22 protein-coding genes and 1 pseudogene are annotated in these 24,235 nt (G+C 54.4%); 12 read left to right on the top strand and 11 right to left on the bottom strand.

Annotation, left to right across the window (positions count from 1 at the left end):
* Positions 1-90: 90 nt before the first annotated feature.
* Positions 91-1,050: a hypothetical protein gene (locus I6L38_RS05535; protein WP_024942785.1), complete on the bottom strand. Its 960-nt coding sequence runs from the start codon at positions 1,048-1,050 to the stop codon at positions 91-93.
* A 178-nt stretch (positions 1,051-1,228) separates the two neighbouring features.
* Here I6L38_RS05535 and thiI point away from each other — a divergent pair, with 178 nt between their 5' ends.
* The gene (gene thiI / locus I6L38_RS05540; RefSeq protein ID WP_043170937.1) at positions 1,229-2,677 is read left to right on the top strand and encodes a tRNA uracil 4-sulfurtransferase ThiI; all 1,449 of its coding nucleotides are present in this window, start codon (positions 1,229-1,231) and stop codon (positions 2,675-2,677) included.
* Between the two features lie 73 nt (positions 2,678-2,750).
* On the opposite strand, the gene I6L38_RS05545 is transcribed toward thiI, so the two are convergent.
* Positions 2,751-3,143 carry a hypothetical protein gene (locus I6L38_RS05545; RefSeq protein ID WP_005299659.1) on the bottom strand — a complete coding sequence of 131 codons (393 nt, stop codon included), beginning with the start codon at positions 3,141-3,143 and terminating at the stop codon, positions 2,751-2,753.
* A 100-nt stretch (positions 3,144-3,243) separates the two neighbouring features.
* On the bottom strand, positions 3,244-3,876 hold the full coding sequence (locus I6L38_RS05550; protein WP_017779902.1) for a trimeric intracellular cation channel family protein: 633 nt from the start codon (positions 3,874-3,876) through the stop codon (positions 3,244-3,246).
* A 415-nt stretch (positions 3,877-4,291) separates the two neighbouring features.
* Between I6L38_RS05550 and flaA the strand changes: the two genes are divergently transcribed.
* From flaA to I6L38_RS05585, 7 genes are all read left to right on the top strand, one after another.
* Positions 4,292-5,209 (top strand): flagellin A, encoded by a 918-nt coding sequence (gene flaA / locus I6L38_RS05555; RefSeq protein ID WP_024942783.1) that lies wholly within the window; start codon positions 4,292-4,294, stop codon positions 5,207-5,209.
* Between the two features lie 589 nt (positions 5,210-5,798).
* Positions 5,799-6,713 (top strand): flagellin B, encoded by a 915-nt coding sequence (flaB, locus tag I6L38_RS05560; RefSeq protein WP_024942782.1) that lies wholly within the window; start codon positions 5,799-5,801, stop codon positions 6,711-6,713.
* Between the two features lie 38 nt (positions 6,714-6,751).
* Positions 6,752-7,195: a flagellar protein FlaG gene (locus tag I6L38_RS05565; RefSeq protein ID WP_216989269.1), complete on the top strand. Its 444-nt coding sequence runs from the start codon at positions 6,752-6,754 to the stop codon at positions 7,193-7,195.
* Positions 7,196-7,222: 27 nt separating this feature from the next.
* Positions 7,223-8,632 (top strand): flagellar filament capping protein FliD, encoded by a 1,410-nt coding sequence (fliD, locus tag I6L38_RS05570; protein WP_024942780.1) that lies wholly within the window; start codon positions 7,223-7,225, stop codon positions 8,630-8,632.
* Between the two features lie 25 nt (positions 8,633-8,657).
* On the top strand, positions 8,658-9,086 hold the full coding sequence (gene fliS, locus I6L38_RS05575; RefSeq protein ID WP_024942779.1) for a flagellar export chaperone FliS: 429 nt from the start codon (positions 8,658-8,660) through the stop codon (positions 9,084-9,086).
* Positions 9,076-9,375 carry a hypothetical protein gene (locus I6L38_RS05580; protein WP_024946099.1) on the top strand — a complete coding sequence of 100 codons (300 nt, stop codon included), beginning with the start codon at positions 9,076-9,078 and terminating at the stop codon, positions 9,373-9,375. Before fliS ends, I6L38_RS05580 begins: the two co-directional genes overlap by 11 nt.
* 6 nt (positions 9,376-9,381) lie before the next feature.
* Positions 9,382-11,466 (top strand): 6-hydroxymethylpterin diphosphokinase MptE-like protein, encoded by a 2,085-nt coding sequence (locus I6L38_RS05585; protein ID WP_226009705.1) that lies wholly within the window; start codon positions 9,382-9,384, stop codon positions 11,464-11,466.
* 228 nt (positions 11,467-11,694) lie between these two features.
* Here I6L38_RS05585 and I6L38_RS22575 read toward each other — a convergent pair.
* The 7 genes and pseudogenes from I6L38_RS22575 to I6L38_RS05615 form a co-directional block, all read right to left on the bottom strand.
* Positions 11,695-12,690: pseudogene (locus I6L38_RS22575) on the bottom strand (IS3 family transposase); the annotation flags it as partial.
* A gap of 70 nt (positions 12,691-12,760) precedes the next feature.
* Positions 12,761-13,474, bottom strand: a complete 714-nt coding sequence (locus I6L38_RS22770; RefSeq protein WP_216989573.1) for a polysaccharide biosynthesis protein — start codon at positions 13,472-13,474, stop codon at positions 12,761-12,763.
* A gap of 240 nt (positions 13,475-13,714) precedes the next feature.
* Positions 13,715-14,542 carry a cobalamin-binding protein gene (locus tag I6L38_RS05595; protein WP_024942776.1) on the bottom strand — a complete coding sequence of 276 codons (828 nt, stop codon included), beginning with the start codon at positions 14,540-14,542 and terminating at the stop codon, positions 13,715-13,717.
* Positions 14,535-15,485, bottom strand: coding sequence for a cobalamin biosynthesis protein (locus tag I6L38_RS05600; protein WP_024942775.1), 951 nt, complete (start codon positions 15,483-15,485; stop codon positions 14,535-14,537). Before I6L38_RS05600 ends, I6L38_RS05595 begins: the two co-directional genes overlap by 8 nt.
* Entirely contained in the window at positions 15,482-16,174 is a 693-nt protein-coding gene (gene mtnN, locus I6L38_RS05605) for a 5'-methylthioadenosine/S-adenosylhomocysteine nucleosidase (RefSeq protein ID WP_017786676.1), read from the bottom strand. The genes I6L38_RS05600 and mtnN overlap by 4 nt, the downstream gene beginning before the upstream one ends.
* A 107-nt stretch (positions 16,175-16,281) precedes the next feature.
* Positions 16,282-17,040, bottom strand: a complete 759-nt coding sequence (locus I6L38_RS05610) for an ABC transporter substrate-binding protein (RefSeq protein ID WP_024942774.1) — start codon at positions 17,038-17,040, stop codon at positions 16,282-16,284.
* Positions 17,041-17,134: 94 nt separating this feature from the next.
* Positions 17,135-18,067, bottom strand: a complete 933-nt coding sequence (locus I6L38_RS05615) for a ZIP family metal transporter (RefSeq protein WP_024942773.1) — start codon at positions 18,065-18,067, stop codon at positions 17,135-17,137.
* Between the two features lie 377 nt (positions 18,068-18,444).
* On the opposite strand from I6L38_RS05615, the gene I6L38_RS05620 reads away from it, so the two are divergent.
* Positions 18,445-20,076 carry a methyl-accepting chemotaxis protein gene (locus tag I6L38_RS05620; protein ID WP_019840399.1) on the top strand — a complete coding sequence of 544 codons (1,632 nt, stop codon included), beginning with the start codon at positions 18,445-18,447 and terminating at the stop codon, positions 20,074-20,076.
* A 355-nt stretch (positions 20,077-20,431) separates the two neighbouring features.
* On the opposite strand, the gene suhB is transcribed toward I6L38_RS05620, so the two are convergent.
* Positions 20,432-21,235: an inositol-1-monophosphatase gene (gene suhB / locus I6L38_RS05625; RefSeq protein WP_005299686.1), complete on the bottom strand. Its 804-nt coding sequence runs from the start codon at positions 21,233-21,235 to the stop codon at positions 20,432-20,434.
* A gap of 202 nt (positions 21,236-21,437) precedes the next feature.
* Here suhB and I6L38_RS05630 point away from each other — a divergent pair, with 202 nt between their 5' ends.
* From I6L38_RS05630 to emrD, 3 genes are all read left to right on the top strand, one after another.
* Positions 21,438-21,893: a hypothetical protein gene (locus tag I6L38_RS05630; protein ID WP_216989270.1), complete on the top strand. Its 456-nt coding sequence runs from the start codon at positions 21,438-21,440 to the stop codon at positions 21,891-21,893.
* A gap of 186 nt (positions 21,894-22,079) precedes the next feature.
* Positions 22,080-22,742 carry a glutathione S-transferase family protein gene (locus tag I6L38_RS05635; RefSeq protein ID WP_005299690.1) on the top strand — a complete coding sequence of 221 codons (663 nt, stop codon included), beginning with the start codon at positions 22,080-22,082 and terminating at the stop codon, positions 22,740-22,742.
* A gap of 249 nt (positions 22,743-22,991) precedes the next feature.
* The gene (gene emrD / locus I6L38_RS05640) at positions 22,992-24,191 is read left to right on the top strand and encodes a multidrug efflux MFS transporter EmrD (RefSeq protein ID WP_005299692.1); all 1,200 of its coding nucleotides are present in this window, start codon (positions 22,992-22,994) and stop codon (positions 24,189-24,191) included.
* Positions 24,192-24,235 lie beyond the last annotated feature (44 nt).

The following is a 24,235-nucleotide window of genomic DNA, read 5'->3' on the forward strand; positions in this document are numbered from 1 at the left end:
CTGTTTTTGGGGGGTCAGAATATTGACGACATCGGGGGATGACTCCGATGCCGTCAGCGGATTGTCGATCCCCGGCAGGCCGTCTTGGCGTCAGGGCTTGACCTGCCCCAGCCGGGTGAAGAAGTGCTGACTCTTGCGCTGGTGGAAGTGGCTCTTCTTGATGGAGTGAAACACCAGCTTGCTGTCCGGGTGGCTCGCCTTGAGGCGATGGATCATCGCCATGGCCGGTAAGCCAGTACTGACGAGCGTGGTGAGCGGCAGACTCTGGGTCTGCGGCCCCAGCAACTGGTTGAGCCCCTGCTGCGCCTGCTCGAAGCGGGTCAGCATGGCGGGCTCGGCGTAGCCGCTGCCCAGCATGGCGAGCAGGGCATCGAGCGCCTGATTAAACTCGGCCAGCTGCTGGCGAAAGCCGCTGCGACTGCGCAGGGCGATCAGCTCTGCAAACGGGATGTCGGCCAAGTGAGTGGGCACTTGCAGCGGGATCTCCAGATGGAAGCAATCCTGGCCACCGCGGTTGTGATAGCGCGATTCGAGCAGGTGGAGCAGCCGGTCCAGATAGTCGTGATCGGTGATGAGGGCCCCCTCATTGGCGAGTGCCCACTCGCGGGCGAGCCGCATGGAGAGCAGATTGGCAAAGCGGCGCGCCATCCTGAACCCGCCCTCCTCCCGGCTGGCAAAACCGTGAGTCAGGCAAAAGCCGTGCAGCCGCTCCAGCCCCGCCTGGGCCGGGCAGAAACAGTCGTGGTTGGCCGGCGTGCGCCAGCGCCCGATCAGCTCCTTGTTGCCAAACACCTTGTGACGCACGAAGTCGGGGGCGATAAGGCCGGCAATCTGACTCTCTATCTGGGGGGTGATGGCGGCAAAGAAGGCGGCATCCGGCCGCTCGGCCAGCAGATCCGTCTCCTGCTCGAGGGTTTGCAGCAGGGCGGTGAGGCCGCTCTTCTCACTGACGGTGAAGACGAAGGCGAGCCGCTCCAGATAGAGCAGGGCAAACTTGAGCCACAGCTCGTCGCGCACTTCCATGCCGGGGTAGTAGATGTAGGTCTTCATCGAATGGGTCTGTGGTCAGGAATGTTGCCGGGACGCAGGTTCGGGAATATACGCAAGATTGCCTCGCTGCGGCAAACATTGCGTGGGGGAATGTGAGCAAACGCTCATCCAGTAGGCGCTGGCCACAAAGTTCTGATATAATTCGCGCCCTTAAATCAAGGTCACCCGAGTCATTACCATGAAGTTCATTATCAAACTGTTCCCGGAAATCACCATCAAGAGCAAGTCGGTTCGACAGCGCTTTATCAAGATCCTGCAGGGCAATATCCGCAATGTCCTGCGCCGCTTCGACGACGATGCCCGGGTGCGGATGGATTGGGACAAGCTGATCGTGAGCTCCCGCAATGACCAGTTCCGTGAACAGGCCATCGAAGCCCTGGCCTGCATTCCCGGCATTCAGGCCTTCCTCGAGGTGCAAGCCAGCAAGTTTACCGACCTGCACGACATCTTCGAGCAGGTGAAAGTCGTGTGGGGTGACCAGCTCGAGGGCAAGACCTTCTGTGTGCGCGCCAAGCGCCACGGCAAGCACGAGTTCTCCTCCCTCGAAGTGGAGCGTTACGTGGGTGGTGGCCTGAACCAGCACTGCGTGAGCAACGGCGTGCGTCTCAAGAATCCGGATGTGAAGATCAACCTCGAGATCGACGGCGAAGAGCTCTTCATCGTCAGCGCCATCCATCAGGGCCTGAGCGGCATGCCTATCGCCACCCAGGAAGATGTGCTGAGTCTCATCTCCGGCGGTTTTGACTCGGGCGTGGCCTCCTTCCAGTTCATCAAGCGCGGTTGCCGGGTGCACTACTGCTTCTTCAATCTGGGTGGGGCTGCTCATGAGATCGGCGTCAAGCAGGTGGCCTATCACCTGTGGAACCGCTTCGGTTCTTCCCATCGGGTGCGTTTCACCGCGGTGGACTTCGAGCCTGTGGTAGCCGAGATCCTCGAGAAGATCGACAACGGTCAGATGGGCGTGGTGCTCAAGCGGATGATGATGCGTGCCGCCGCCAAGGTGGCTGACGAGTTCCTGATCCCGGCGCTGGTGACCGGCGAGTGCGTGGGCCAGGTCTCCAGCCAGACCCTCACCAACCTGAACGTCATCGACCGGGTGACCGACAAGGTGATCCTGCGCCCGCTCATCACCTGGGACAAGCCGGACATCATCAGCGAAGCGCGCCGCATCGGTACCCTGGAGTTCGCTGAGACCATGCCGGAGTACTGCGGCGTCATCTCCAAGAAGCCGACCGTGAAGGCCGATCTGGCCCGCATTGAAGAGGAAGAGGGCAACTTCGACTTCGCCATTCTGGACAAGGTGGTGGCCGAGGCCCGTTACCTCGACATTCGTCGCATCGGCGAAGAGACCGCCGCTGAGGTGCAGGAAGTGGAGACCACCGCCGAGAGTGGTGACAACGAGGTGATCCTAGATATCCGCTCCATGGATGAGCACGACGAGAAGCCGTTGCTGGTGGAAGGGCGTGAGGTCATGCATATCCCCTTCTTCAAGCTGGCCACCGCCTTTGGCGATCTGCCGAAAGAGAAGACCTACCTGCTCTACTGCGATCGCGGCGTGATGAGCAAGCTGCAGGCGCTCTACCTGAAAGAGAAGGGCTTTGCCAACATCAAGGTGTACCGTCCGTAAGGTGACGCTCACGCATGCATAAAAAAATCCGGCCAATGTGCCGGATTTTTTTATTTCACTTGCAGGTTGAGGCTCAAGGGCAGGGGACCGGGGTAAAAGTGGACTGCCCCTGGCAGCGCCATCCCATTTCCGCCTGGCGCATCTGCCACAGGTTGTTGCTGCGAAACAGGGTCAGGATGTAGATCATGTCGCTCTTGGTGCCATCGAGGGCGACCGAGAGCACCAGATCGTTGTCCAGCTGCTGCGCCTGGATGCGACTGGGTATGTCGCTGTGGCCGACGAAACGCAGGGCCACTTCACGATAGTCATTGACCCAGCTCTGCTGGGCGGTGCTTGCCTGACGGATCTGCTGGTTGAACTGCTGCACCGGGGTGGACGCGAGCCGACCAAACAGTACCTGGGCTTCAGCCTGCGCCGTTGCCACATTCATCAGTAACAGTGATGCGATGAGTCCAAGTTTTTGCATGAGGGATTCCGGCTTACAACACTGCATCCTATGACAACAGAAAAGCCTGCTTGGTTCAACGCAACCGGGCCGGGAGTGCGACCTGACGCCGGTTGTGAGGTCAATTGCGCTGCAGCGAGAAGGTAGGCAGTGACAGATGCCAGTAGATGGCGGCCACCCGTAAACCAAACACCGCCGTCATGCAGATGAGCATGGCGGTCACCCGATCCACGTCTATCTCCAGCGCCAGGGTATAGAGGATCCCCCCCAGGATGCAGGCGGTGGCATAGATCTCCTTTTGCAGCACCATGGGCACCTCCCGGGCCAGCACGTCCCTGATCATGCCGCCGGCCACCCCTGTCATGGTGCCCATCAATACGGCGATCAGCCCCGATGTACCAAAGTTGAGGGCTTTCTGTGCCCCGATCACGGTAAAGAGCGCCAGCCCGAAGGCGTCGGCGACCGGCAACACGTACCAGGGCATGCGACGGGGCAGCTTGACCATCCACATGCCGATCAGTGCCGTGGCGATCACCACCCAGATGTAGAGGGGGTCACGTACCCAGAAGACCGGGGTGGCCCCCAGGATCATGTCGCGGATGGTGCCGCCGCCGATGGCGGTGACCGCCGCCAACACCATGACACCAAAACCGTCCATCCTGAGACGGCCCGCCACCAGTACGCCCGAAAACGCGAATACCGCAGTACCAAACATGTCGCTGATGTAAACAATCTGCTCAACCAGTGTCTGCATGGAGAACAACTCACGTCCAATTGTTGATGGGGCCGCGATTTTAGGGGGGATTGCGGCGTCTGACCAATGGCTGCCTGCAAGAAGTGGGAGCCAGACCCAGTTTTTCTCGGCTGCAATGGCACCAGCCAGCGCGATGCATCTGAGCGGCGTCATGTCGCAGGGGAGGTGGACATAGACCTGCGCCCGGCCCGTTGTCGCAAGCCTGATGAATTCAATGAGCAAAACAGGGCACTTTTTTCCTCAAGTTCAGCCGGAACATGCCGATATATAGGGTAAGCGGCGTTAATGCGATGAAGCGTTGAAAATAATGCTAAAGACATCGAAAAAGAGGCCGTTAAATAAGAAGCATCGAACAGGAAAGACAATAAAGTTCGAGCAAATTAAATAGTAAATTTAATAGCTTAGGAGAATAGTCATGGGTCTTTATATCAATACGAACGTTTCATCGCTCAACGCTCAGCGTAACCTGATGAACACCAACAAATCTCTGGATACATCCTACACCCGTCTGGCATCCGGTCTGCGCATCAACAGCGCCAAAGACGATGCCGCCGGTCTGCAGATTTCCAACCGTTTGACCTCCCAGATCAATGGTCTGGATCAGGGCAACCGCAACGCCAACGACGGTATCTCCGTCGCCCAGACCGCCGAAGGCGCCATGGAGGAAATCACCTCTATGCTGCAACGAATGCGTACCCTGTCCCAGCAATCCGCCAATGGCTCCAACAATTCGGATGACCGAGTGGCATTACAGGCTGAGTATAAACAACTGAATACAGAAATTAACCGTATTGCAAAAGACACAACGTTTGGTGGTCAAAATTTACTCGATGGTAAGTACAAGGGCACTTTTCAAGTCGGTGCGGATGCTGGGCAAACTATTTCTTTTAGACTAGACAAATTCGCATTCTCGCTAAGTGGAATTGCTGGTGGTACTACAGGTAAAGCAACAGTAGTTGCTGATACGACCACTAGTGATGCTTTCAAGGTAACTAAATCAACTACAGGGAATGTAAATTTTAGTGATATCAAGTCAATTACCAGCTCATTAAATGCACAAAAATCAATGGCTAACCTAGACTTTATGATTAAAGCAGTTGATAGTAAAAGGGCTGACTTGGGCGCAGTACAAAATCGTTTTGATTCTACCATTCGTAATCAGGCTAACGTGTCTGAGAATGTCAGCGCTGCGCGCTCACGTATCCGTGATGCTGACTTTGCCACTGAAACTGCCAACTTGACCAAGCAGAACATTTTGCAGCAGGCAGCCTCGACCATACTGTCTCAGGCGAACCAGCGGCCGCAGTCTGCACTTTCCTTACTACAAGGCTAACAAAAGAAAACAGGGCGGTTGTTCAGGCCGCCCTGGTCAAGAGATGGAACAAAGGGGTGTTCGGGTCGCACTCTGTTCTATCGTGAGAGAAATGCTTCTCTACTACTTATGTAGTATGCAATGCCAAGTGTTGTCCAGTTGTTCAGTTCTGTCACGCTTGGTCATATTCTCCTGAGCGTATGCTCGTTTTAGGCCGGTTTACCGGCCTCTTTTTATTGTGCCGTCAAATTGACGCCACTCCACCATAGAAAGCACAAACTGTGCCAACATTCTGATTTCATCTCCTTCGCACCAGCGTTAGGGCGCACTCCCGAGCACTGGGGACGGCTTGCCACCATCTTGCCGCTTGCCGGATAAAACTTGCCGCTTTAGGCAACAATTTTCCTAAAGCTTATGTGAATGTTGCCGCTAACTAAGATGAAGCAATCGAGGGGTGTTCGGAATCCAACGTTTGCACTACTGCGGGTGGCCTGTTCGTTCAAACAGACACCCGCCAGAAGAATCAGGCTCGTTCAACCTGTTCTTCTAACGGTGGGACGCCGCTTTGGCGGCGCAACCCGCAGTCGCATGTTCTTCGGGAGAATATTTTATGGCCATGTATATCAACACGAATACTTCATCACTGAACGCCCAGCGTAACTTGATGAACACCAACAAGTCCCTGGATACGTCCTATACCAGACTGGCTTCCGGTCTGCGTATCAATACAGCCAAGGACGATGCTGCTGGTTTGCAGATCTCTAACCGCTTGACTTCACAAGTCAACGGGTTAGATCAGGGTAACCGTAACGCGAATGATGGTATCTCTGTTGCGCAAACGGCAGAGGGTGCAATGGATGAGATTACCAACATGTTGCAACGTATGCGTACGTTATCACAACAATCGGCTAACAGCTCCAACAACTCGGATGATCGAGTAGCATTACAAGCTGAATATAAGCAATTAAATACAGAGATAAATCGTATCTCCAAAGATACAACTTTTGGCGGTCAAAATTTACTTGATGGTAAATATAAAGGCACGTTTCAAGTTGGTGCTGATGCTGGTCAAACCATTTCATTTCGATTAGATAAATTTGCGTTTACTCTAAGTGGCATCGCTGGTGGGACAACAGGCAAAGCAACAGTGGTTGCTGACACAACGACTAATGATGCTTTTAAAGTGACAAAAGCCACTACGGGCAATGTGTCTTTTACTGATATTAAATCTATAACAAGCGCCTTAAATGCACAGAAATCAATGGCTAACTTGGATTACATGATTAAAGCTGTGGACTCAAAGAGGGCAGAGCTTGGTGCGATTCAGAATAGGTTTGATTCGACCATTCGCAACCAGTCCAATGTGTCCGAGAACCTGAGCGCTGCACGTTCTCGTATCCGTGACGCAGACTTTGCGACCGAGACAGCCAATCTGACCAAGCAGAACATTCTGCAACAGGCAGCGTCCAGCATCCTGGCGCAAGCCAACCAAAGACCGCAATCTGCTCTGTCCCTGCTGGGCTAACAGAAAAGCAGTGATGAGAAAGTAAAAGGAGCGACGATATGGCCAATGAAATTGGGATCCCGTCATCGGTCACTCCTTCTTCTCTTCAGTCAAGTAGCAAGAGCGGCCAATCGGCCGCTCAAGTGCTATCTGGCACGACGGAAGAGCAGCGGGTGATGGCACAACAGGATGTGAAAAGACAGCAGGATGCTCTGGGTGGTGAAAAAATCGCCAAACAGGGTGTATCCAATGCCGATATTGAAAATGAGGTCCAAAACTTGCAGGAGTTCAGCAAGTTGCAAGGTTGGACTGTCAATTTCAGTGTTGAGAATGATCTGGATCAGGTGGTCATCAAGGTGATGGACGTCGAGACCAAGTCAATGATCCGGCAGATCCCGAGTGAGGAGCTGCTGGCCATCAGCAAGCGGATCAAGGATCTGCGTGAGGGTGATGTATCCGGCGGCGGTTCGCGGGTCGGGCTGCTGCTCGATAACGAGATCTGATACGAAAAAATTAAGAGGAGAGAGAGTATGCCCACCATTACGTCTGCCGGTGCCGGCTCCGGACTCGATTTGGAGTCAGTGATTGCTGCCAGTGTCGATGCCAAAAAGGCACAACTGATGCAGCCCATCACCACCAAGAAGACCAACACTCAAATCACTCTCTCCGGTGTGGGGCAGCTGAAGTCTGCCATCGCCTCGTTCGTGACCACTCTGCAGGCCATGGCGAAGGATGATGCGTTCAACAAGCGATCCATCAACATTACCCAGGACAAGGACAAACCCGTGCTCAAGGTGGAGAGCAAGGCGGGGGCCTCCAACGGTCAATATGACATCAGTGTCGAACAATTGGCGAAGTCCAGTAAATTTGACGGTACCTTCGACTCGTCGACGACCCCCCTCATCACCCAGGACGGGAAACTGACGTTCAAGGCTGGCGATAAAATGTTCGATGTCGACGTCAAAGCTGGCGATTCGTTGCAATCCATCCGAAAGCGCATCAACAATGACGCAGACAACTTCGGTCTGAGCGTCAACATCATGAATACCTCAGATGGTAAATCCAAGCTGATGATCGACTCCGGGGTCAGCGGCGACGGCAAGGATCTGCAGATCACCGGCAGCACCACCGAGTTGACCGACAACCTGGTGTCCAAGTTGACCCAAAGCCAGAGCGCTCAGGATGCCAAGATCAAGGTAGATGGCAACGCCCTGACGAGTGCGACCAATACCTTTGATGGCACCATAGTCGGGCTCAAACTGACCGTGCTCAGAGAGTCGGATAGCACGACCTCTACCGATGTAGGTGGCAATCCGGTCAAGACCTACAGCTCGAACAAGGTTGACATTAGCACTGACAAGGCCGGTATCAAAGATATGGTCAAAAGCTTTGTCGATGGTTACAACGCGCTGGTGAAGAAGAGTAATGAGTTGGGCAAACGTAGCTCTATCGTGGCTGGAAAAAACCAAAATGATGGTGGAGCGCTGGCTGGTGATGCGACAACACGCGCAGTGATCAACATGATGGGCGGTGCTATCAACGAGCCCTCACAAAAATCCTCAACCTATTCAACGATTTTCCAGATGGGTATCAAGATGGATAACAAGGGGGTATTGTCTATCGACGATACCAAGTTCAGCGAGGCCATCGACAAGAACTTTGATCAGGTGGTTGCTGTGTTTGGCGGCAAGGATGGGGTTGCAGGCAAGCTGGCCAGCCAGCTGGAAACCTACTCCAAGACCGGTGGCCTGTTGGCCAAACGGGAAGATTCGCTCAATACCGATCTGCGCGAAGTAAGCCGCAAGGAGTCGGATATTACCGCCCAGCTGACCAAGTATCAGGAGACCTTGCGGGCCCGTTATGGCAGCCTGGACAGTATGCTGGCTAAGATGAACAAGTCGGCCTCTTATCTGAATCTGCTCAATACCAAAACGAATTAATACGTAGTCAGGAGCCGTGCCTCTTATGTATCGGAAAAATATCAAGGCTTACACCACCCAGAATCTGCAGTCCGAGCTGGCGGTGGCAGATCCCTACCGGGTGATCCAGCTGTTGATGCAGGGTTGCCTCGAGCGTCTTGCCCAGGCCCGTGGTGCCATCGAACGTCGTGATTTCGAGGCCAAGTCCCAGTCCATCTCCAAGACCATGGCCATCATCAACGGTTTACAGGACTCTCTGGATCTTTCTTATGGTAAAGTTCCAGAGGATCTTTTTGCTCTGTATGACTATATGAAGGTACGGATGATGGATGCCAGTCGCGACATGGACATGGCCGCCATCGACGAGGTGATGAACCTGATGCTGACCATTAAAAGCGGTTGGGATGCTATACCTGTCGAGATGCGTGAAAAGGCTTTAGCTCAACAACATATTGGTAGACAAAATGAGCTATAACCGTTTCCCTGAATTAATGACAGTAGGTCGAGAGTTGCTGACCTTATTGGAAAATGGGGAAGTTAATGCAGCTGAGTTGTTAATTGATCGTTACCTAGAAATGTTTAATGATTTTTTTCAGAATGCTAAATTAGAACTTGTGATTGACATAGAGCAGCAGCAAGCATTGTTAGAATTTCAATCTATCTATAAACAAGTAGAAAATACTAAGAACCAGACTGAAGCTGCTTTGTTGAAAATTTCAAAAGCAGGTCGAGCATCTGATCTTTACAAGCTGAATCTAGGTTAGTGATCTATGATGGATTTTAATAAAAAAATTAATGAAATAGAAAGTGAGTTAACCCGTCTCGAGCGCCAGAAAGAGCAGGAAGCTGCTATGCTCGATGTACTACCAGTTCGTTATGAACTGAATATGATGGCATTAGAAAAATACATGCCAGATATATATAATTTTTTCAAAGATTATGTACCCGAACGTGCATTTCGATTTTTTTGTACTGAAAATGGAGAGCCAAATGTTCTCTGGTTATCAGAAAATAAGGCTCTCTATGGTAATGAGCCATTTAAAGATGCTGAGGAACAAGTTAAATATATATTTCAACACAATAAGTTACAATGCGTTAATTTTGTAAAGGACTGGTTCGTTGGTGGTCGTATACATATTAAATATAACAATGCCATTGCTGATTTGAAACCAGATATAACACGCTGTGATATGACTTTAAATAAGTTTGTTGGCTTTGATATACCAATGGTAGTCATGTATGGTATAGGCCTTGGTTATCAGCTTGGATATTTGTATGAAAAGTTTAAGATAAAAAATCTTTTTGCTTTTGAGCCTGACTTAGATATATTTTATGCTTCTCTTTTTTGTTTTGACTGGAGTGCTCTTCTTGATTTCATGAGTAGGGAATCAATAAGTTTGCATATATTCCTAGGTGTTGATGAGAACCTCCTTGTAGGAGATATGATTAATGCCCTGAGTAGTAAAGGCGCATTTTGGTCATCAGCATATTTTTCGTTCGCACATTACAATTCAGATAAAATAAACAAATTGGTTGCTAGGGTTGAGAAGGAGTTTCACTTACTCAGGAGTGGGTGGGGGTTCTTCGATGACAATATATATTCATTGGCTCACAGTCGTATCCATCTATTAAATGAAGATTTTTTCTTAAAAAAAGAAAGAGATATGTCTTTTTTGAAAGATATACCAGCTTTTGTTGTTGGGAATGGACCTTCTTTAGATAAAAACATAAATTTTATTAAAAATCTATCAGATCAAGTAATTATTATTGCATGTGGTTCTGCAGTTAGTGCACTTTATAAAGAAGGAATTCAGGCTGATATATATGTTGCAGTTGAAAGAACCAAAAGTTCAGCTGACTTTCTAGACATAATGAATGCACGAAACTACTTGCGTGAGATGGCTTTCTTAAGTGTTGATGTCATTCATCCAGATTGTAAGAAGTTTTTTAGAAAAACAGGCTTAGCTTTTAAAGCAGATGAGCCTATTTATACATACTTATCGGCTTTATCAGAACAGAAATATGATACTCTAGATTATTCCAATCCTTTTGTTGGTAATTCAGGTTTAAATTATGCCTTGTTGTTAGGGTTTAAAAATGTATACTTGTTTGGTATTGACAATGGCTATAAAAATATAGAAACCCATCACTCACTATTAAGTCTATACTATAATGATAAAAAAGAAAGTAAAATTAAATCACATGTAGAAGATGCATTTTTATCCCCTGCAAATTTTGGCGGTGTAGCCTATACCAATAGGTTGTTTTCTCTTTCAGCATACAGAATGTCCCAACTCATTAGTGAATTTAAAAATACTATGTGTATGAATTGTAGCGATGGGATATATATTGATGGAGCAATTCCTCTTCATGCGGAAATGCTTAACCTTCATTCAAGAAAAATAGATAAAAAGAAGATAGTTGATAATATTTTTGATTGTGGGTTTATCAAGTTTGATGCCAGCAATCTAGATTTTGACATCCTACTAAATAAACCATTGTTTATTGATTTGATGGATATGTTCAGAAAGGACTGGAATGATGTATCTAGAGATTTCAATGATATATTATCATTGATGCAAAAACACCATGATTATTTGTATTATATTGGGCGTACCAGAGAAAGACACATATACAGAGTGCTAATTGGTTCATTGAATTATTTTTATGCCAATATTATTACACTAATGCTAATTATCATTGAGGTTGAGGATAGCCTATTTAAGGAGAAGGTTGAGCAGGCGTTGAAAATATTAGATTCTTTTTTTGTTGAGGCTTGCGACCTATATTGTAATGCTTTTGAAAATGTCGATGATAATTATTTTACAGGCTTGAATGTTTTTAAGCATGACTGACAGTTTTAACGACATATAATCTGCTGGTTTGATACCTAAGTTGCTGTTCAGAATAGTATAGTACTGAATAAGGATGGGTTTACCTCACAACGGTAGATACATCCTATCCTCACGACGAGACCTGTTCAAAGGCCTCCCGGCTGACAGCAACTAACGTGGTTGTACCTTAGAACCCCGTTAAGAAAATTTCAATGTAATCTAAGATATTATCAGTATGGTAGCGGCATTTCTAATGCGATCTTTTTTCTGCAAACTGAAGATCGATTCAGCTACCGCATTGTCCAGCTGTCACGTCGGCTCATAATTGGTGCTAGGTTGTTGGCCTGGCAGAAAGGCTGCTAGTCGTCACTATCATATTAGTTACTCTGGCCCCAGAGTGCACGATGACCTTGCTGTCTGGTTTACGCTGTCATTCGGCCATCAGCTGTGCACCCAACGCGAACTCGCGTGAAAGGATCTGTTTTATCCACCAGACCACCATTTTACAAGTGAAAATATCTATAACTATAGCCAGATACAGCCAGCCAAATCAAGTGCGGATATAGGTGGTATTGGTAACCAAACCTGATTTACCCATATAAAAATAACTTATCGCTGTATACAATTAGGTGCAGCGGTGGAAGATCTACGGGATACCCTACGTGGCGATTTATAGCCGAAAACCGTTGTGATCTGATTTATTTGCATAAGCTATCCCACCCGTTTTTACCACAGGTTTTGCCGTACTCATTCAGGTTGCCATCAATCTAGCGATAGCCATACACGGCGGCCTAAAGTGTGTGGGTCACGAATGAGTGTTTCTGGGGGCAGGTTGTTTTGAACACGTGAATAGCATCGAATGGTGCTGCTATGTATAAAAATAAGCCCAAGCGACATTTATTACCAGACACATTGTCATGACACCCCATACAGAGCGTGCTCGCTAATAAAACGATACTTCAGTCGGGCTCTCTTGTAAATTTCTGAGCGACCTTTTCAGTATATTCCACTTTTCTTTGGTGCATTTTAACTGTACCCATAGCCTCAGGACCTCACTCTTTTCTTCCAGTAAGTCTCGAGCATGCTACTCACTATTATCCGGTTTGATGGCCCTCAGCCATTTATAAAAACTGTGTGCAGAAATCTCCAGCAAGTCATAGATTTCTACTCATTGAATAACCAAGAGCAGTTATCTAACGCACGGCTTTTTATTTAAAATTCAGGTGTAAATCGTGGAGTGCCCATACGCCCCTCTTATGCTAAAACTCTAGGGCTGGATCGTCTACTAGGGTGGGGACAGTCCACATTGTTACAATTATTGAAGTTGATGGTCGGACCAATCACGAAGAAGTCGTCGAACTCGAACGCGTAATAATGGTCCCCATTTGGGAACATTATTTGGTGAAATTTTCCTCGGAATGAATATCGATGATCTTATGTGACAGGTTTGGCGCCGTAGCACTGGTAAGATCCGAGATACGGACCAATGGCAATTTTGGAACAAAAATTCTTCCACCTTCATGCGATCAGAATTATTCAACATGAAGTATATCCCTTGATGCAAGGTGATATAGGCGCGGGTCATTTTTCTAATTGATGGTGGGTAAAGTATCTTCGCACTAGCCCATCTTCTTTGAAATAATGGGGCGATAGAACAACTATAACTGACCATATCGCCATAGTGGGTTATGACAAAACTGGTAGGATTATAATGTATAATTGTAATATAGTTTGCTGTCATGAAGGATTTATTGGATGCCGGCAGTGGCGCCGTAGGAATGGATTGGGTTTGCGTCCTAGATGAGTTTTCAGCAATATGAACATTGGTTTTGATGCACTCTGCTGGGTTGTATTCAGCAGCTGTAACCTGTTGCAAAGCTACTGCATGGACCACATAATAGATGCAACACATTGACTTGGTGAGCCGGCTATTATCTCTTAGATCACCAATAAAATACATTGAGGAGTTGTTGGGATTCCGCGTTACTTCGAGCGACTTCAGTTCGTCACGAGATTGAATAATGGTTATTTCCGTTTATGTTTATAAAGTTTCTGTGCTGTTTTGACCAATGTTTGTCCAAACGAGCTGGTACTGCCTGTGAATAGTAACATTTTATTGTGGCATCTAGTCATACAAACAGTAGATTCATTATATTCCAACAAGAAGAATACCCGCATTTTGGAATAATGTTGACTGTTTTTCACAAAACAGTGTGAATGATAGGGGTCTCAAGCCGGCAAATCGTTATGTCCTAATCAGAGTTAGCTATCAGGAAGAATCGCGAGTTTGCATGCAGGTCTGGATTGCTTGACATATCTGCTCCACCGCATTGAGTGCTCTCGGGGTGAAACGGTGCAGCTCATCCGAGTTGATGAGTTGCAGACGCTGGTGGCGAACGGCATCCACCATGGGCCACTGTTGCCAGTGGCGCAGGGCGTCAGCGTCTTGACTCCCTGCCAGGATCAACGCCGGATTGGCCTTGATCACCTGCTCCAGGCTGACCTGGGGATAAGGAGTGCGGGCATCCGCCATCAGGTTCTCCCCGCCGCACAGCTCGATGGCCTGGGCGGGCCAGGCGTTGCCGCTGACGCTGGTCAGCGGTGGATACCAGAGCTGGTAGAACACCTTGATATGCTTGGGTTTGCCGTAGCGCTGGCCAAGGGCGGCCAGGCGGGCGAGATAGGCGTCGGCCTCGGCATTGGCGGTTTGTTCCACCCTCAATGTTTTTCCCAAGGCCCGCATCTCGGTGGCGAGGGAGGCAAAGTCGGTCGGTTCTGAATAGAACACCGGGATCCCCAACTGCTCGATTGGGGCCAGCATGCGGGATTGGGCGGAGCGCCAGGCGACGATCAGGTCGGGTTTCTGGGCCAGCAGGGCTTCCAGATTGATGCTGCGGTAGTTGGCCACCTGGGGCAGGCGCTTGACCTCGGGCGGATAATCGGAGGCATCATCGGTAGCCACGATGCGATCCCCTGCGCCGATGGCAAACAGCAGTTCGGTCAGGTGGGGGGTGAGGCTGACGATGCGTGCAGGCGTGCCAGCCAGCAGGACGGGTGACATGCACAACAGGCAGAGCAGGGTGAGCCATCTAGCCATGCAGCTGCTCCAGCACAGTGAGCAGCAATGCCAGCGCCAGCCAGCCCCAACCGGCTTGTTGCAGACGGTTGAGCAGGCGCAGGGCCGTACCTGCATCCGGCTCGGCGGCGGCGTCAAACACGGGAAAACGGAACAAGCTGCCCTGATAGTAACGGGGGCCACCGAGCTTGCAGCCCAGCGAGCCGGAGAGCAGCGCCAGCAGTATTCCCATGGCGGGGTAGGGCCAGAGCATGGCTGTACGCAACCGGCTGGCCAGCTTGCGCAGCTGGGTCAGGCACAAGGGCAGCGCCAACAACAAGATGGCAGGGGTACACAGGGCCTGGTAGAGCACGGCGGCGGCCCGGCCAAAGTGGGCAAAGGCTGGCAGTTTCGGGCTCCAGCCCTGGTTCATCAGCTGGGCGAGGCGCCACATCAGGGCCCCCTGCACACCCGCCAGGGCGAACCCCAGCAGCGGGCCGGCCCATTGTCCTATCAGGCGCAGGGCGCAGCTTTCACTGACCGCCTTGGCAAGCCCCATCAGGGAGAGTTTACCGGTATCTCGTCTGAGCCAGGGGGCCGCCTGCAGCCGGGCCACCACCAAGGTATCCTGGTCTGTCAGCGCGCGAGTGGCACGGGCCAGTTCCCGCAACGGGCGCGATTCCAGCATCAGCAGCAGAAACAGCAGGTCGAACAGCGGCTCCGAGAGCGAGAGGTTGCGCACCGCCCAGAGTCCGGCGGCGCACGGCAGCCAGACAATCAGCATGGCCAGCAGGCCGGCCTGCAGTTGCTGACCGGGGGTGCCATCGGGGCGACACACCTTGTGACCCAGCCGGGTCAGCAGGGGCACGACGGCGGAGAGCCGATAGTGGGCCGGCCAGGGCACGATGGCCTCCAGCAGCGCGGCCCCGAGCAAAATGGCCGCCGGAGTGGCGGCCATCTGTTCCAGAGAGCTGAGTGTGATCACAGCTTGCCGAGCATCTTGATGATCACCTCGGCGGAGTGCTTGCCGGCCACCTCGATGAAGGCATCGAAGGATTCAACCTGTTCCTTGCCGGCGATGTCGGACATGGCACGCACCACCAGATAGGGCACCTTGAACATGTGGCACACCTGACCGATGGCGGCCCCTTCCATCTCGACCGCCAGCATCTGCGGGAAGTCGGCGCGAGCCTTGGCGATGGCGTCGGGCTTGCACATGAACTGATCGCCGGTGCAGATGAGGCCGACCTTGGTCTGATGCTTGCCCTGTTCGGCAATGCAGGCTTGGGCGACGGCGATGAGCTTCTCGTCGCAGGGGAAGGCGGCAGGCTGCTGCGCCATCTGGCCCATCTCGTAGCCAAAGGCGGTCACGTCGACATCGTGGAAGCGCATCTCGCTGGCGATCACCACGTCACCTATGTGCAGGTCCTGGGCAAAGCCGCCGGCAGAGCCGGTGTTGATGACGCAGTCGGGGGCGAATTTTTCCAGCAGCAGGCTGGTGGCGACGCTGGCGGCGACTTTACCGATGCCGGAGCGGGTCAGGATCACCTCCTTGCCTGCCAGGGTGCCCTGATAGAACTCGCAGCCGCCCAGTTGCAGGGTGGTCGGGTTGCTCATCTGGCTGCGCAGCAGGGCCACTTCCTGTTCCATGGCGCCGATAATACCTACTTTCATCACTCACCTCGTCTTGATGGCCAGTTGGCCGAATAAGTTGTTGTGGATCATAACAAAAGTTGGCGATGGCGCCGAGCATTCCGATGCTGGCGGGTGGGAAGGTCCACTCAAGGGTAGCGCTCGGCCAATCTGGCCAGCTCGCCGCGGTCCGCCAACCGTTGCAGGGTGCTGGTAAACAGGGCCAGGCGGGCAGGGGAGGTGCGCTGGTAAAACAGGATATAGAAGGGGATGGTCTCCATGGCGGTGGGGAGGATGCGGATCTGGTCGCTCAGGTGATGGCGCTGCAGATCGGCTTCGATACCGGGTGAGCGGTAGTAGACGAAGCGTCCGCGCTTCATCAGCAGCTTGTCGTAGTTGGCGGCGCTGCTGCTCCCGCCGCTGTCGATGATGAGCCCCTGTATGGCCTGCAGCCGTTCGATGGCGCCACTGCCGTGATTGACGAGGATGATCCCCGCATTACCCAGGGCCCTGACGTCGTCCCAGTGGCGGATCTCGATCGGGTCGTCGCTGCGCACCACCAGGTGGTAGCGTACGGTGAAGATGGGGGGCTGCAGATAGAGGAAGTGGTTGCGGCGGACCGGATTGTCGCCCACGCCGCAGAGGAAGTCGAGCTGGCCAAAGCGCACCCGTTTTTCCAGTCGCTTGAGGGGGATAAAGTGCTGATCCCCCTCGATGCGCAGGGCAGGCTCCTGTTGCTCCATCAATCGAAACAGTTCGACGCAGAGCCCCCCGATGCAGCCATCCGCCATCTGGGTGTATTTGGGAGCGGACTCGGGCTGCGCCGCCGTGCGATAGATTTCGGTGGCGTTGACGGCCCGGTGAGTGACTGCCAGCAGACAACCCTGCACCATCACCCGGAATATCATGTCATGCTGGCCCTCGATGTGTGGGAAAATGCGGCGTTGCCTGCGGATGTCGCGGCGTTAGTGCTGAAACATTACGCCATATATCAGAACCTTATCAACCAAGTGCCGTATCCAGAGTCATCATCAGCGCAAACCCAGCCATCAGGCCCAGGGTGGCGTGGGTCTGGTGGCCGTTGCGGTGCGTTTCCGGGATCACCTCGTGGGAGACCACGAACAGCATGGCGCCGGCGGCCAGCCCGAGGCCGATGGGATAGGCGATGGCCATCCCGCTGGAGAGACTGACGCCGAGCAGGGCCCCGAGCGGTTCGAGCAGGCCGCTGCCGATGGCAACCAGCACGGCCATGCCGGGGCGAAAACCGGCAGCGCACATGGCGAGTGCCACCGCCAGCCCTTCCGGAATGTCCTGCAACGCGATGGCGGTGGTGAGCGGCAGGCCCACCGACATGTCCCCCTGCGAGAAGCTCACCCCGATGGCCATTCCCTCCGGCAGGTTGTGCAGGGCGATGGCAAACACGAACAGCCAGACCCGGGAGCAGCTCTCGTGACCGGGGCCGCAGGGGCCTGTCTTGTCGTGTTCATGGGGGGTGAATTGATCGAGCCCTAGCATCAGGAGTACCCCGAGGGTCATGCCGACTACCACCACGGCAGCGGCGAGAAAGCCGTCGCCTGTGATCCCCTCTGCCGCCTCGAGCCCCGGCAGCAGCAGGGAGAAGGCGCTGGCTGCCAGCATCATGCCGGCGGCAAAGCCCAGCATGCTGTCTTCTACCCGTTGCGGAACCGAGCGCAGAAAAAGGGCGGGCAGGGCGCCAAGTGCGGTGGCGGCAAAGCCGGCCAGGCCACCGATAAGGCCGTAGCGAACGCCAGGGCTGATGTCGCCGGCGGCCAGCATCACCAGGCTTTGCAGCAGCAACAGCACGACGGCCGCTAAAGCAACGAACAGGCCGATGGCGATCACCGGGCGTGCCCGCAGCTGCTCGCGCAGCTGGGCTGACCAGGAGGAAAGGGGCAGGGCTGACGCGTTATCCATGAAGATCACCTCTTTTGCTTGACGGCAGGAATGGCGCGGCGCCATCCGGGGACTCTTGCATTACAGCGAGCCGGGCCTCACTTGTCCATGCCGGGACATCGATTGCATTCATCGGCTAACTATTTGAAATGATTTGGTCGTCTTGAATAATTTGTGACGAAGATCTGGTTGTATGGAAAAACAACTTGCTTTGTTGCGGCGAAAGCTGGTGAAGGAGTAGGCAGGTTTGTGGTAAAGTGCCGCCCTCGCGAAACCCACCCTTCCCTTGGTCTTTCGCAACGTCCCATCTCCCGTCAGGAAAGCCCGGGTTACCAGTTCATACGGATGTGATCGCCACTGTGCACCTGCTTGTCAGCAGTCGAGGATCACCAGCCACCATGTTTTACAAAAATCTGTCTATCGGCAAAAAGATTGCCGTGGTCTTTGCGGTCATTGCCGCCGTCAACGTGATATTCGGTATTTTTCTCTCCAGCGAACTGCGCGGCGTGCGCGATCGCGTGTTGAATTTTACCGATTCCACCCTGCCGAGCGTACTCTCGGTCGAGAACCTGCTCTACGACGTATCCTACGTGCGCCGCGCCCAGTTTGCCCTGCTGATGGTGGATGACGCCACCGATCTGCAGGCGCGTCGCGGCCGCATCCAGGCCAACGTCCAGAAAGTCGAGCAGGCCTTCCGGGGTTATGAGGCCACGGTCGGTGCCGCCCATGAGCGTCAGGTGTTCAACGGCGCCAAGCAGGCGTGGCAACGCTACCTGAACTCGGTCAATCTGGTGGATCAACTGCTGGCACAGGGCCAGCTGGAGCAGGCCAAGGTGCAGCTGTTCCAGTCCAACCCCATTTATGGCGAGCTGGAACAGGCGGTCAATGGCCTGGTGGAAGTGAACCTCGGCTTCGTCAAAGAGAACCGCGGCAGCCTGCTTGACAGTGTCAACATGGTGACCAGTTTTGCCATGGTGAGCATCGGTAGCCTGCTGCTGTTCATGGTGGCCATGACCTGGTTCCTGACCCGCCAGATCTGCCTGCCGCTGCAGGCCGTGGTTGCCCAGGCCAACGCCATCGCCGCCGGCGATCTGACTCATCAGCTGGATCGCCAGCACATCGGTCGTGACGAGCTGGGCATGCTGGCCAAGGCCTCCCTCAAGATGCAGGACAACCTGCGCGGTCTGATTGAAGAGGTTGTGGCGGCCGTGACCCAGCTGGGCGCCGCCATCGAAGAGGTGAGCGCCGTCTCCGAGCAGTCGGCACAGGGGATCCAGAGCCAGCAGCAGGAGATCTCGCTGGTTGCCACCGCCATGGCCCAGATGAAGGCCACCGTGGCCGATGTGGCAGGCAACACCGAGACGGCGTCTGAATCGGCCAGCTCCGCCAATGCCCTGGCACGCCGCGGCAATCAGGATGTGCAGAGCTCGCTGATGGCCATCACCCGGGTTGCCGAGGAGATCGAGCAGGCCGGTACCCTGGTCACCGAGCTGGAGCGCGAATCCGCCCAGATCAACGTGGTGGTGGACGTGATCCGCGGCATCGCCGATCAGACCAACCTGCTGGCGCTCAACGCCGCCATCGAGGCGGCCCGTGCCGGCGAACAGGGCCGCGGCTTTGCGGTGGTGGCCGACGAGGTGCGCACCCTGGCGGGTCGCACCCAGGCGTCCACCGGCGAGATCGTCGCCATCATCGAAACCCTGCAGGCCCGTGCCAACCAGGCCAAAGAGGTGACCGGCCAGAGCTGCGAGATGATCCGCCAGTGCGTGGAGCAGAGCGAGCAGACCAGCGACGGCATCCAGCAGATTGAAGAAGCGGTGGCCCAGATCGCCGACATGGCTATTCAGATCGCCAGCGCTTGCGGCGAGCAGGACGCGGTCTCCGATGAGCTGGGTCGCAACGTGGAGCGGATCAACGAATCCTCCAACGAGGTCGCTGTTGGGGCCGATCATACCGCCCGTGCCTGCCTGGAGCTGAGCCAGCTGGCTGCCGGTCTGCGTCAGACCATAGGCCGCTTCCGCCTGGCGTAATAGCTGTATCGGCACCAGACAGGGTGCCGTGTCATGGCCTGTTGCTGCAGGCAAACAGTCAACCCGGCTTCGGCCGGGTTAACTGTTTTTGTTGCTCCTTCATCTCAAGGCATGAGCACAGGGATGGGTCACGACTCTAGGCCTGCGGTTGGTATCGAGCATTGACGTCGCACAAGGCGGCAGTGACGCTCACGATCTCGCCAGTCGGGACAGCGCTGGCCATGAGGGGCAGAGGAGCGATGGCAATGCGCATTGGCAGGGATTTGCTTGTCAGCGTCGATGGGCTGATGGTCATGAAAAGGTCATAAAAAAACCCGGCCTGAGCCGGGTTTTGATGAGTGCGGGTAGTGCTGGCTTACTTGGCCAGGGATTCCGGCAGCTCTTCGCGGATCTTGCCCAGCATCTCTTTCAGGACACGCGGGTTGGCCACGACGATGTTGCCGGAGTTCTCGTAGTTGTGACCACCGACGAAGTCGGTGACGATGGCACCGGCCTCTTTGGCCAGCAGCTCACCGGCAGCGGTGTCCCAGGGCTTAAGGCCGATTTCCCAGAAACCGTCGACGCGACCGGCAGCCACATAGGCCAGATCCAGCGCGGCGGAGCCGGCACGACGGATGTCGGCACACTCGATGAACATGCTCTGGAACATCTTCAGGTACGGCTCGATGTGGTGCTTCTGCTTGAACGGGAAACCGGTGGCCAGGATGGTGCCGGCCAGCTCTTTGGCCTTGCCGACACGGATGCGGTAGCCATTCAGCTGGGCGCCGCTGCCACGGGTGGCAGTGAACAGCTCGTCACGGATCGGATCGTAGATCACGGCTTGTTCGGTCTTGCCCTTGACGCGCAGGGCGATGGAGACGGCAAAGTGCGGAATGCCTTTGACCAGGTTGGTCGTGCCATCCAGTGGGTCAATGATCCATTGGTAGTCCGGATTGGTACCGGCAATCTCACCAGACTCTTCAGCCACGATGCTGTGTTCCGGGTAAGATTTTTTGATGGTGTGAATGATGGCCGCTTCGGCTTCACGGTCAACGTTGGTCACGAAGTCATTGCTGCCCTTCTGGATAACCTCGATGTTCTCGGGTTGAGAAAAGGCTTTTACTACTACTTGACCGGCGTTGCGCGCAGCGCGCACGGCGATATTCAGCATCGGATGCATAGGTTCACCACTGGATGTTAAAGAACGGGGGAATAAAAGGACGCGGTATCATACCAGTCTTTTCGACAATGGCAACTGTTATACGTTATCGCTCCGGCCTTGGCGACTGCCAGATCTGACGGCTCCAATATAGGCTCTTTTTGGTCTAGTCTTATGGGCAGCAGCCGAATAACAGGCTGCCTTGAGCATAGGGACGTGGATCGTGAATTTGTCATTAGTGAGTCAAAAACCGTCGGCAACCTCCACCCAGGGTTTGCTGGCCGCCTTGCGGAACTCGACCGGATACGGCGACTACTTCAACGAGCTAACCATTACCCAGCCATCCCACTGGCAACCTGGCAAGGAAGAGGCGGCCATCCTGCTGCTGGATGGGAATGCGGCCTGGCCCGAGTTTGCCTGGCAGCGCAACAGCGACACCTTCGGGTTGCCGGTGTTGCCGCTGCTGATGCGCAAGGGAGACGGTACTCTCACCATTCAGGGGCCGGATGTGCGGGACCCGCGCTTCTATTTTGTCTCCAACGGCATCGTGCTGGAAGAGTCTGAACTTGCCGATCCCGCCTGCAGCCGGGTGCTGCTGAACAAGCTGGAGTCCTACTTCCCGCTGCTTTCCCGCCTCATTCTGCTGCGCCAGCGTCAACCCATGGGGCTGTGCAACTAGGCTCTTCCTTCCCTGCGCCGGGCTGTTCAAGCGGCACAATATTTGTCATAACTGACCGGTATTGTGCCGCTTCGTCATGTTCAGGCCGGGGGATGTCCATGTTGTCCATCCCGCAGCGTTTCTCTGGCCGACATGGGCGAGGCCCTATCCGTCCTGTGCCAATGTGTGAATCACAAGGAGTCCATGATGATCGATTTTTATACCGCCGCCACCCCGAACGGCTTCAAGGTGGCGATTGCCCTTGAAGAGCTGGGCTTGCCTTACCGTGTCATTGCGCTCGATCTGTCGGCGCTGGATCAGAAGAAACCCGAGTTTCTGGCCATCAACCCCAACGGCCGCATTCCGGCCATTGTCGATCGGGACAACGGGGACTTCGCGGTGTTCGAGTCGGGTGCCATTCTTCTCTATCTGGCCGAGAAGGCGGGCAAGCTGCTGCCGGCGGATCCCAAGCGCCGCTCCCAGGCCATTCAGTGGCTGATGTTCCAGATGGGTGGGGTCGGGCCCATGATGGGGCAGGCCAACGTCTTCTATCGCTACTTCCCGGAGAAGATCCCGGCCGCCATCGAACGCTATCAGAAGGAGGGACGCCGCCTGTTCGAGGTGCTCGACAGCCATCTGGCCCAGCACGAGTATCTGGCCGACGAGTACAGCATCGCCGACATCGCCACCTGGCCCTGGGTGCGTATCTATGACTGGAGCGGTATCTCCATCGAGGGGCTGCCCCATCTGCAGGCCTGGATGGACCGGATGGCTGACAAGCCAGCCTGCCAGAAGGGGATCACCATACCGCCGCGCAACGAGAAGCCGGAAGATCTGGTCAAGCAGGCCCAGCAGATGGTAACGCGTTGATTTTTATCGTGGACGGGGCCTAAAACCCCGTCACATTAGAAAAACTAAGGAAAGCTGATTATAAAGATTCGTTCGTTTTTCGTGATCTGAATCACTAAGATGACGGCAAGCCATGGGAGTGTCCTGCTCCCGGCCGGTGCGGGTTCTCCGCCTTGAGTTTTCACCTTTGATTGACCCTGTTTGTTGGATCCCCTCTGCGGTTTTCTGCCAGAGGCGGGCAGCTTTTCGATGATTTTTCGGGACTGAGATATGTATCGGCACAGTTTTTATCCGCTGTTTTTTCTGACCATTCTGATGGTCGCTGTGGGCCAGATGACCCAGACCCTCTACGTGCCCTCCATTCCCATGATGGCGGGGGACTTCAACGTGGCCTCCGGCCAGCTGCAGGCGGTGATGGCCTGCTATCTGATCCCGTACGGCCTCTCCCAGTTTGTCTACGGCCCCTTGTCAGATCGCATCGGGCGTCGCCCCATCATCATCATCGGCATGATGGTGTTCCTGGTGGGTACCCTGACCATCCAGCTGATCCCGAGTTTCATGGCGCTGCTGGCGGGCAGCTTCATCCAGGGGCTGGGGACCGGGGCCGGCGGCGCCATGAGCCGTACCCTGATGCGCGACCGCTACACCGGCGCCGAGCTCAACCGGGCCAACAGCCTGGTCAGCATGGGGGTGATCTTCTCCCCGTTGCTGGCCCCCGTGTTGGGTGGCTGGCTGACCGAGCTGTTCAACTGGCGTGCGGGCTACTGGTTCCTGTTCGGCTTTGGCGCCGTGGCGACCCTGGCCATACTGGCCTGGTTTGTCGAAACCTTGCCGGAGGAGGCCCGTCAGCAGCCGCTGCGAGTCGGTGCCGCCTATCGCCACGTGCTCGGCAACCCGCGTTTTCAGGGCAACCTGCTCTGCCTGATGGCGACCTTCGCCGGTCTGGCGGTGTTTGAAGCGGCCGCCGGCGTGCTGCTGGGCGACGTGCTCAAGCTGAGTGCCCGTACCGTCAGCGTGCTGTTCGTGCTGCCGCTGCCCGGCTATCTGTTCGGTGCCTGGCTCTCCGCCAAGCTGAGCTTTCGCCTGAGCCAGGGCAAGCTGATGCGCCTTGGCATCGCCTTCCTGGCGCTGGGGTCACTCATCATCCTGCTGCCCGGTCTGTTCGGGATAGTGAGTGCCGCTTCCCTGGTGGGTGGGGCTGCCGTCTACTTCATCGGTAGCGGTATCCTCTATCCGACAGCCACCTCCTGCGCCATCGAGCCCTTCCCGGGCCAGGCGGGCACCGCCGGTGCCATCCTCGGTGGCATGCAGAACCTGGGGGCCGGCATCGTGACCCTGCTGGCGGCCTGCTTCCCGATGGAGGGGCAGGTGACCCTGGGCGCCATCATGACACTGATGGTGCTGATCGTGGCGCTGAGCTTCCTCTGGTTGCGCCACCACGGTTCGCCCCACGAGCAGATGGCCGTGTGAGCCTAATGATGTGAAAAGACCCGCCCGAGTTGGCGGGTTTTTTA

Source organism: Aeromonas sp. FDAARGOS 1408, from assembly GCF_019048665.1.
GTDB lineage: Bacteria > Pseudomonadota > Gammaproteobacteria > Enterobacterales > Aeromonadaceae > Aeromonas > Aeromonas dhakensis.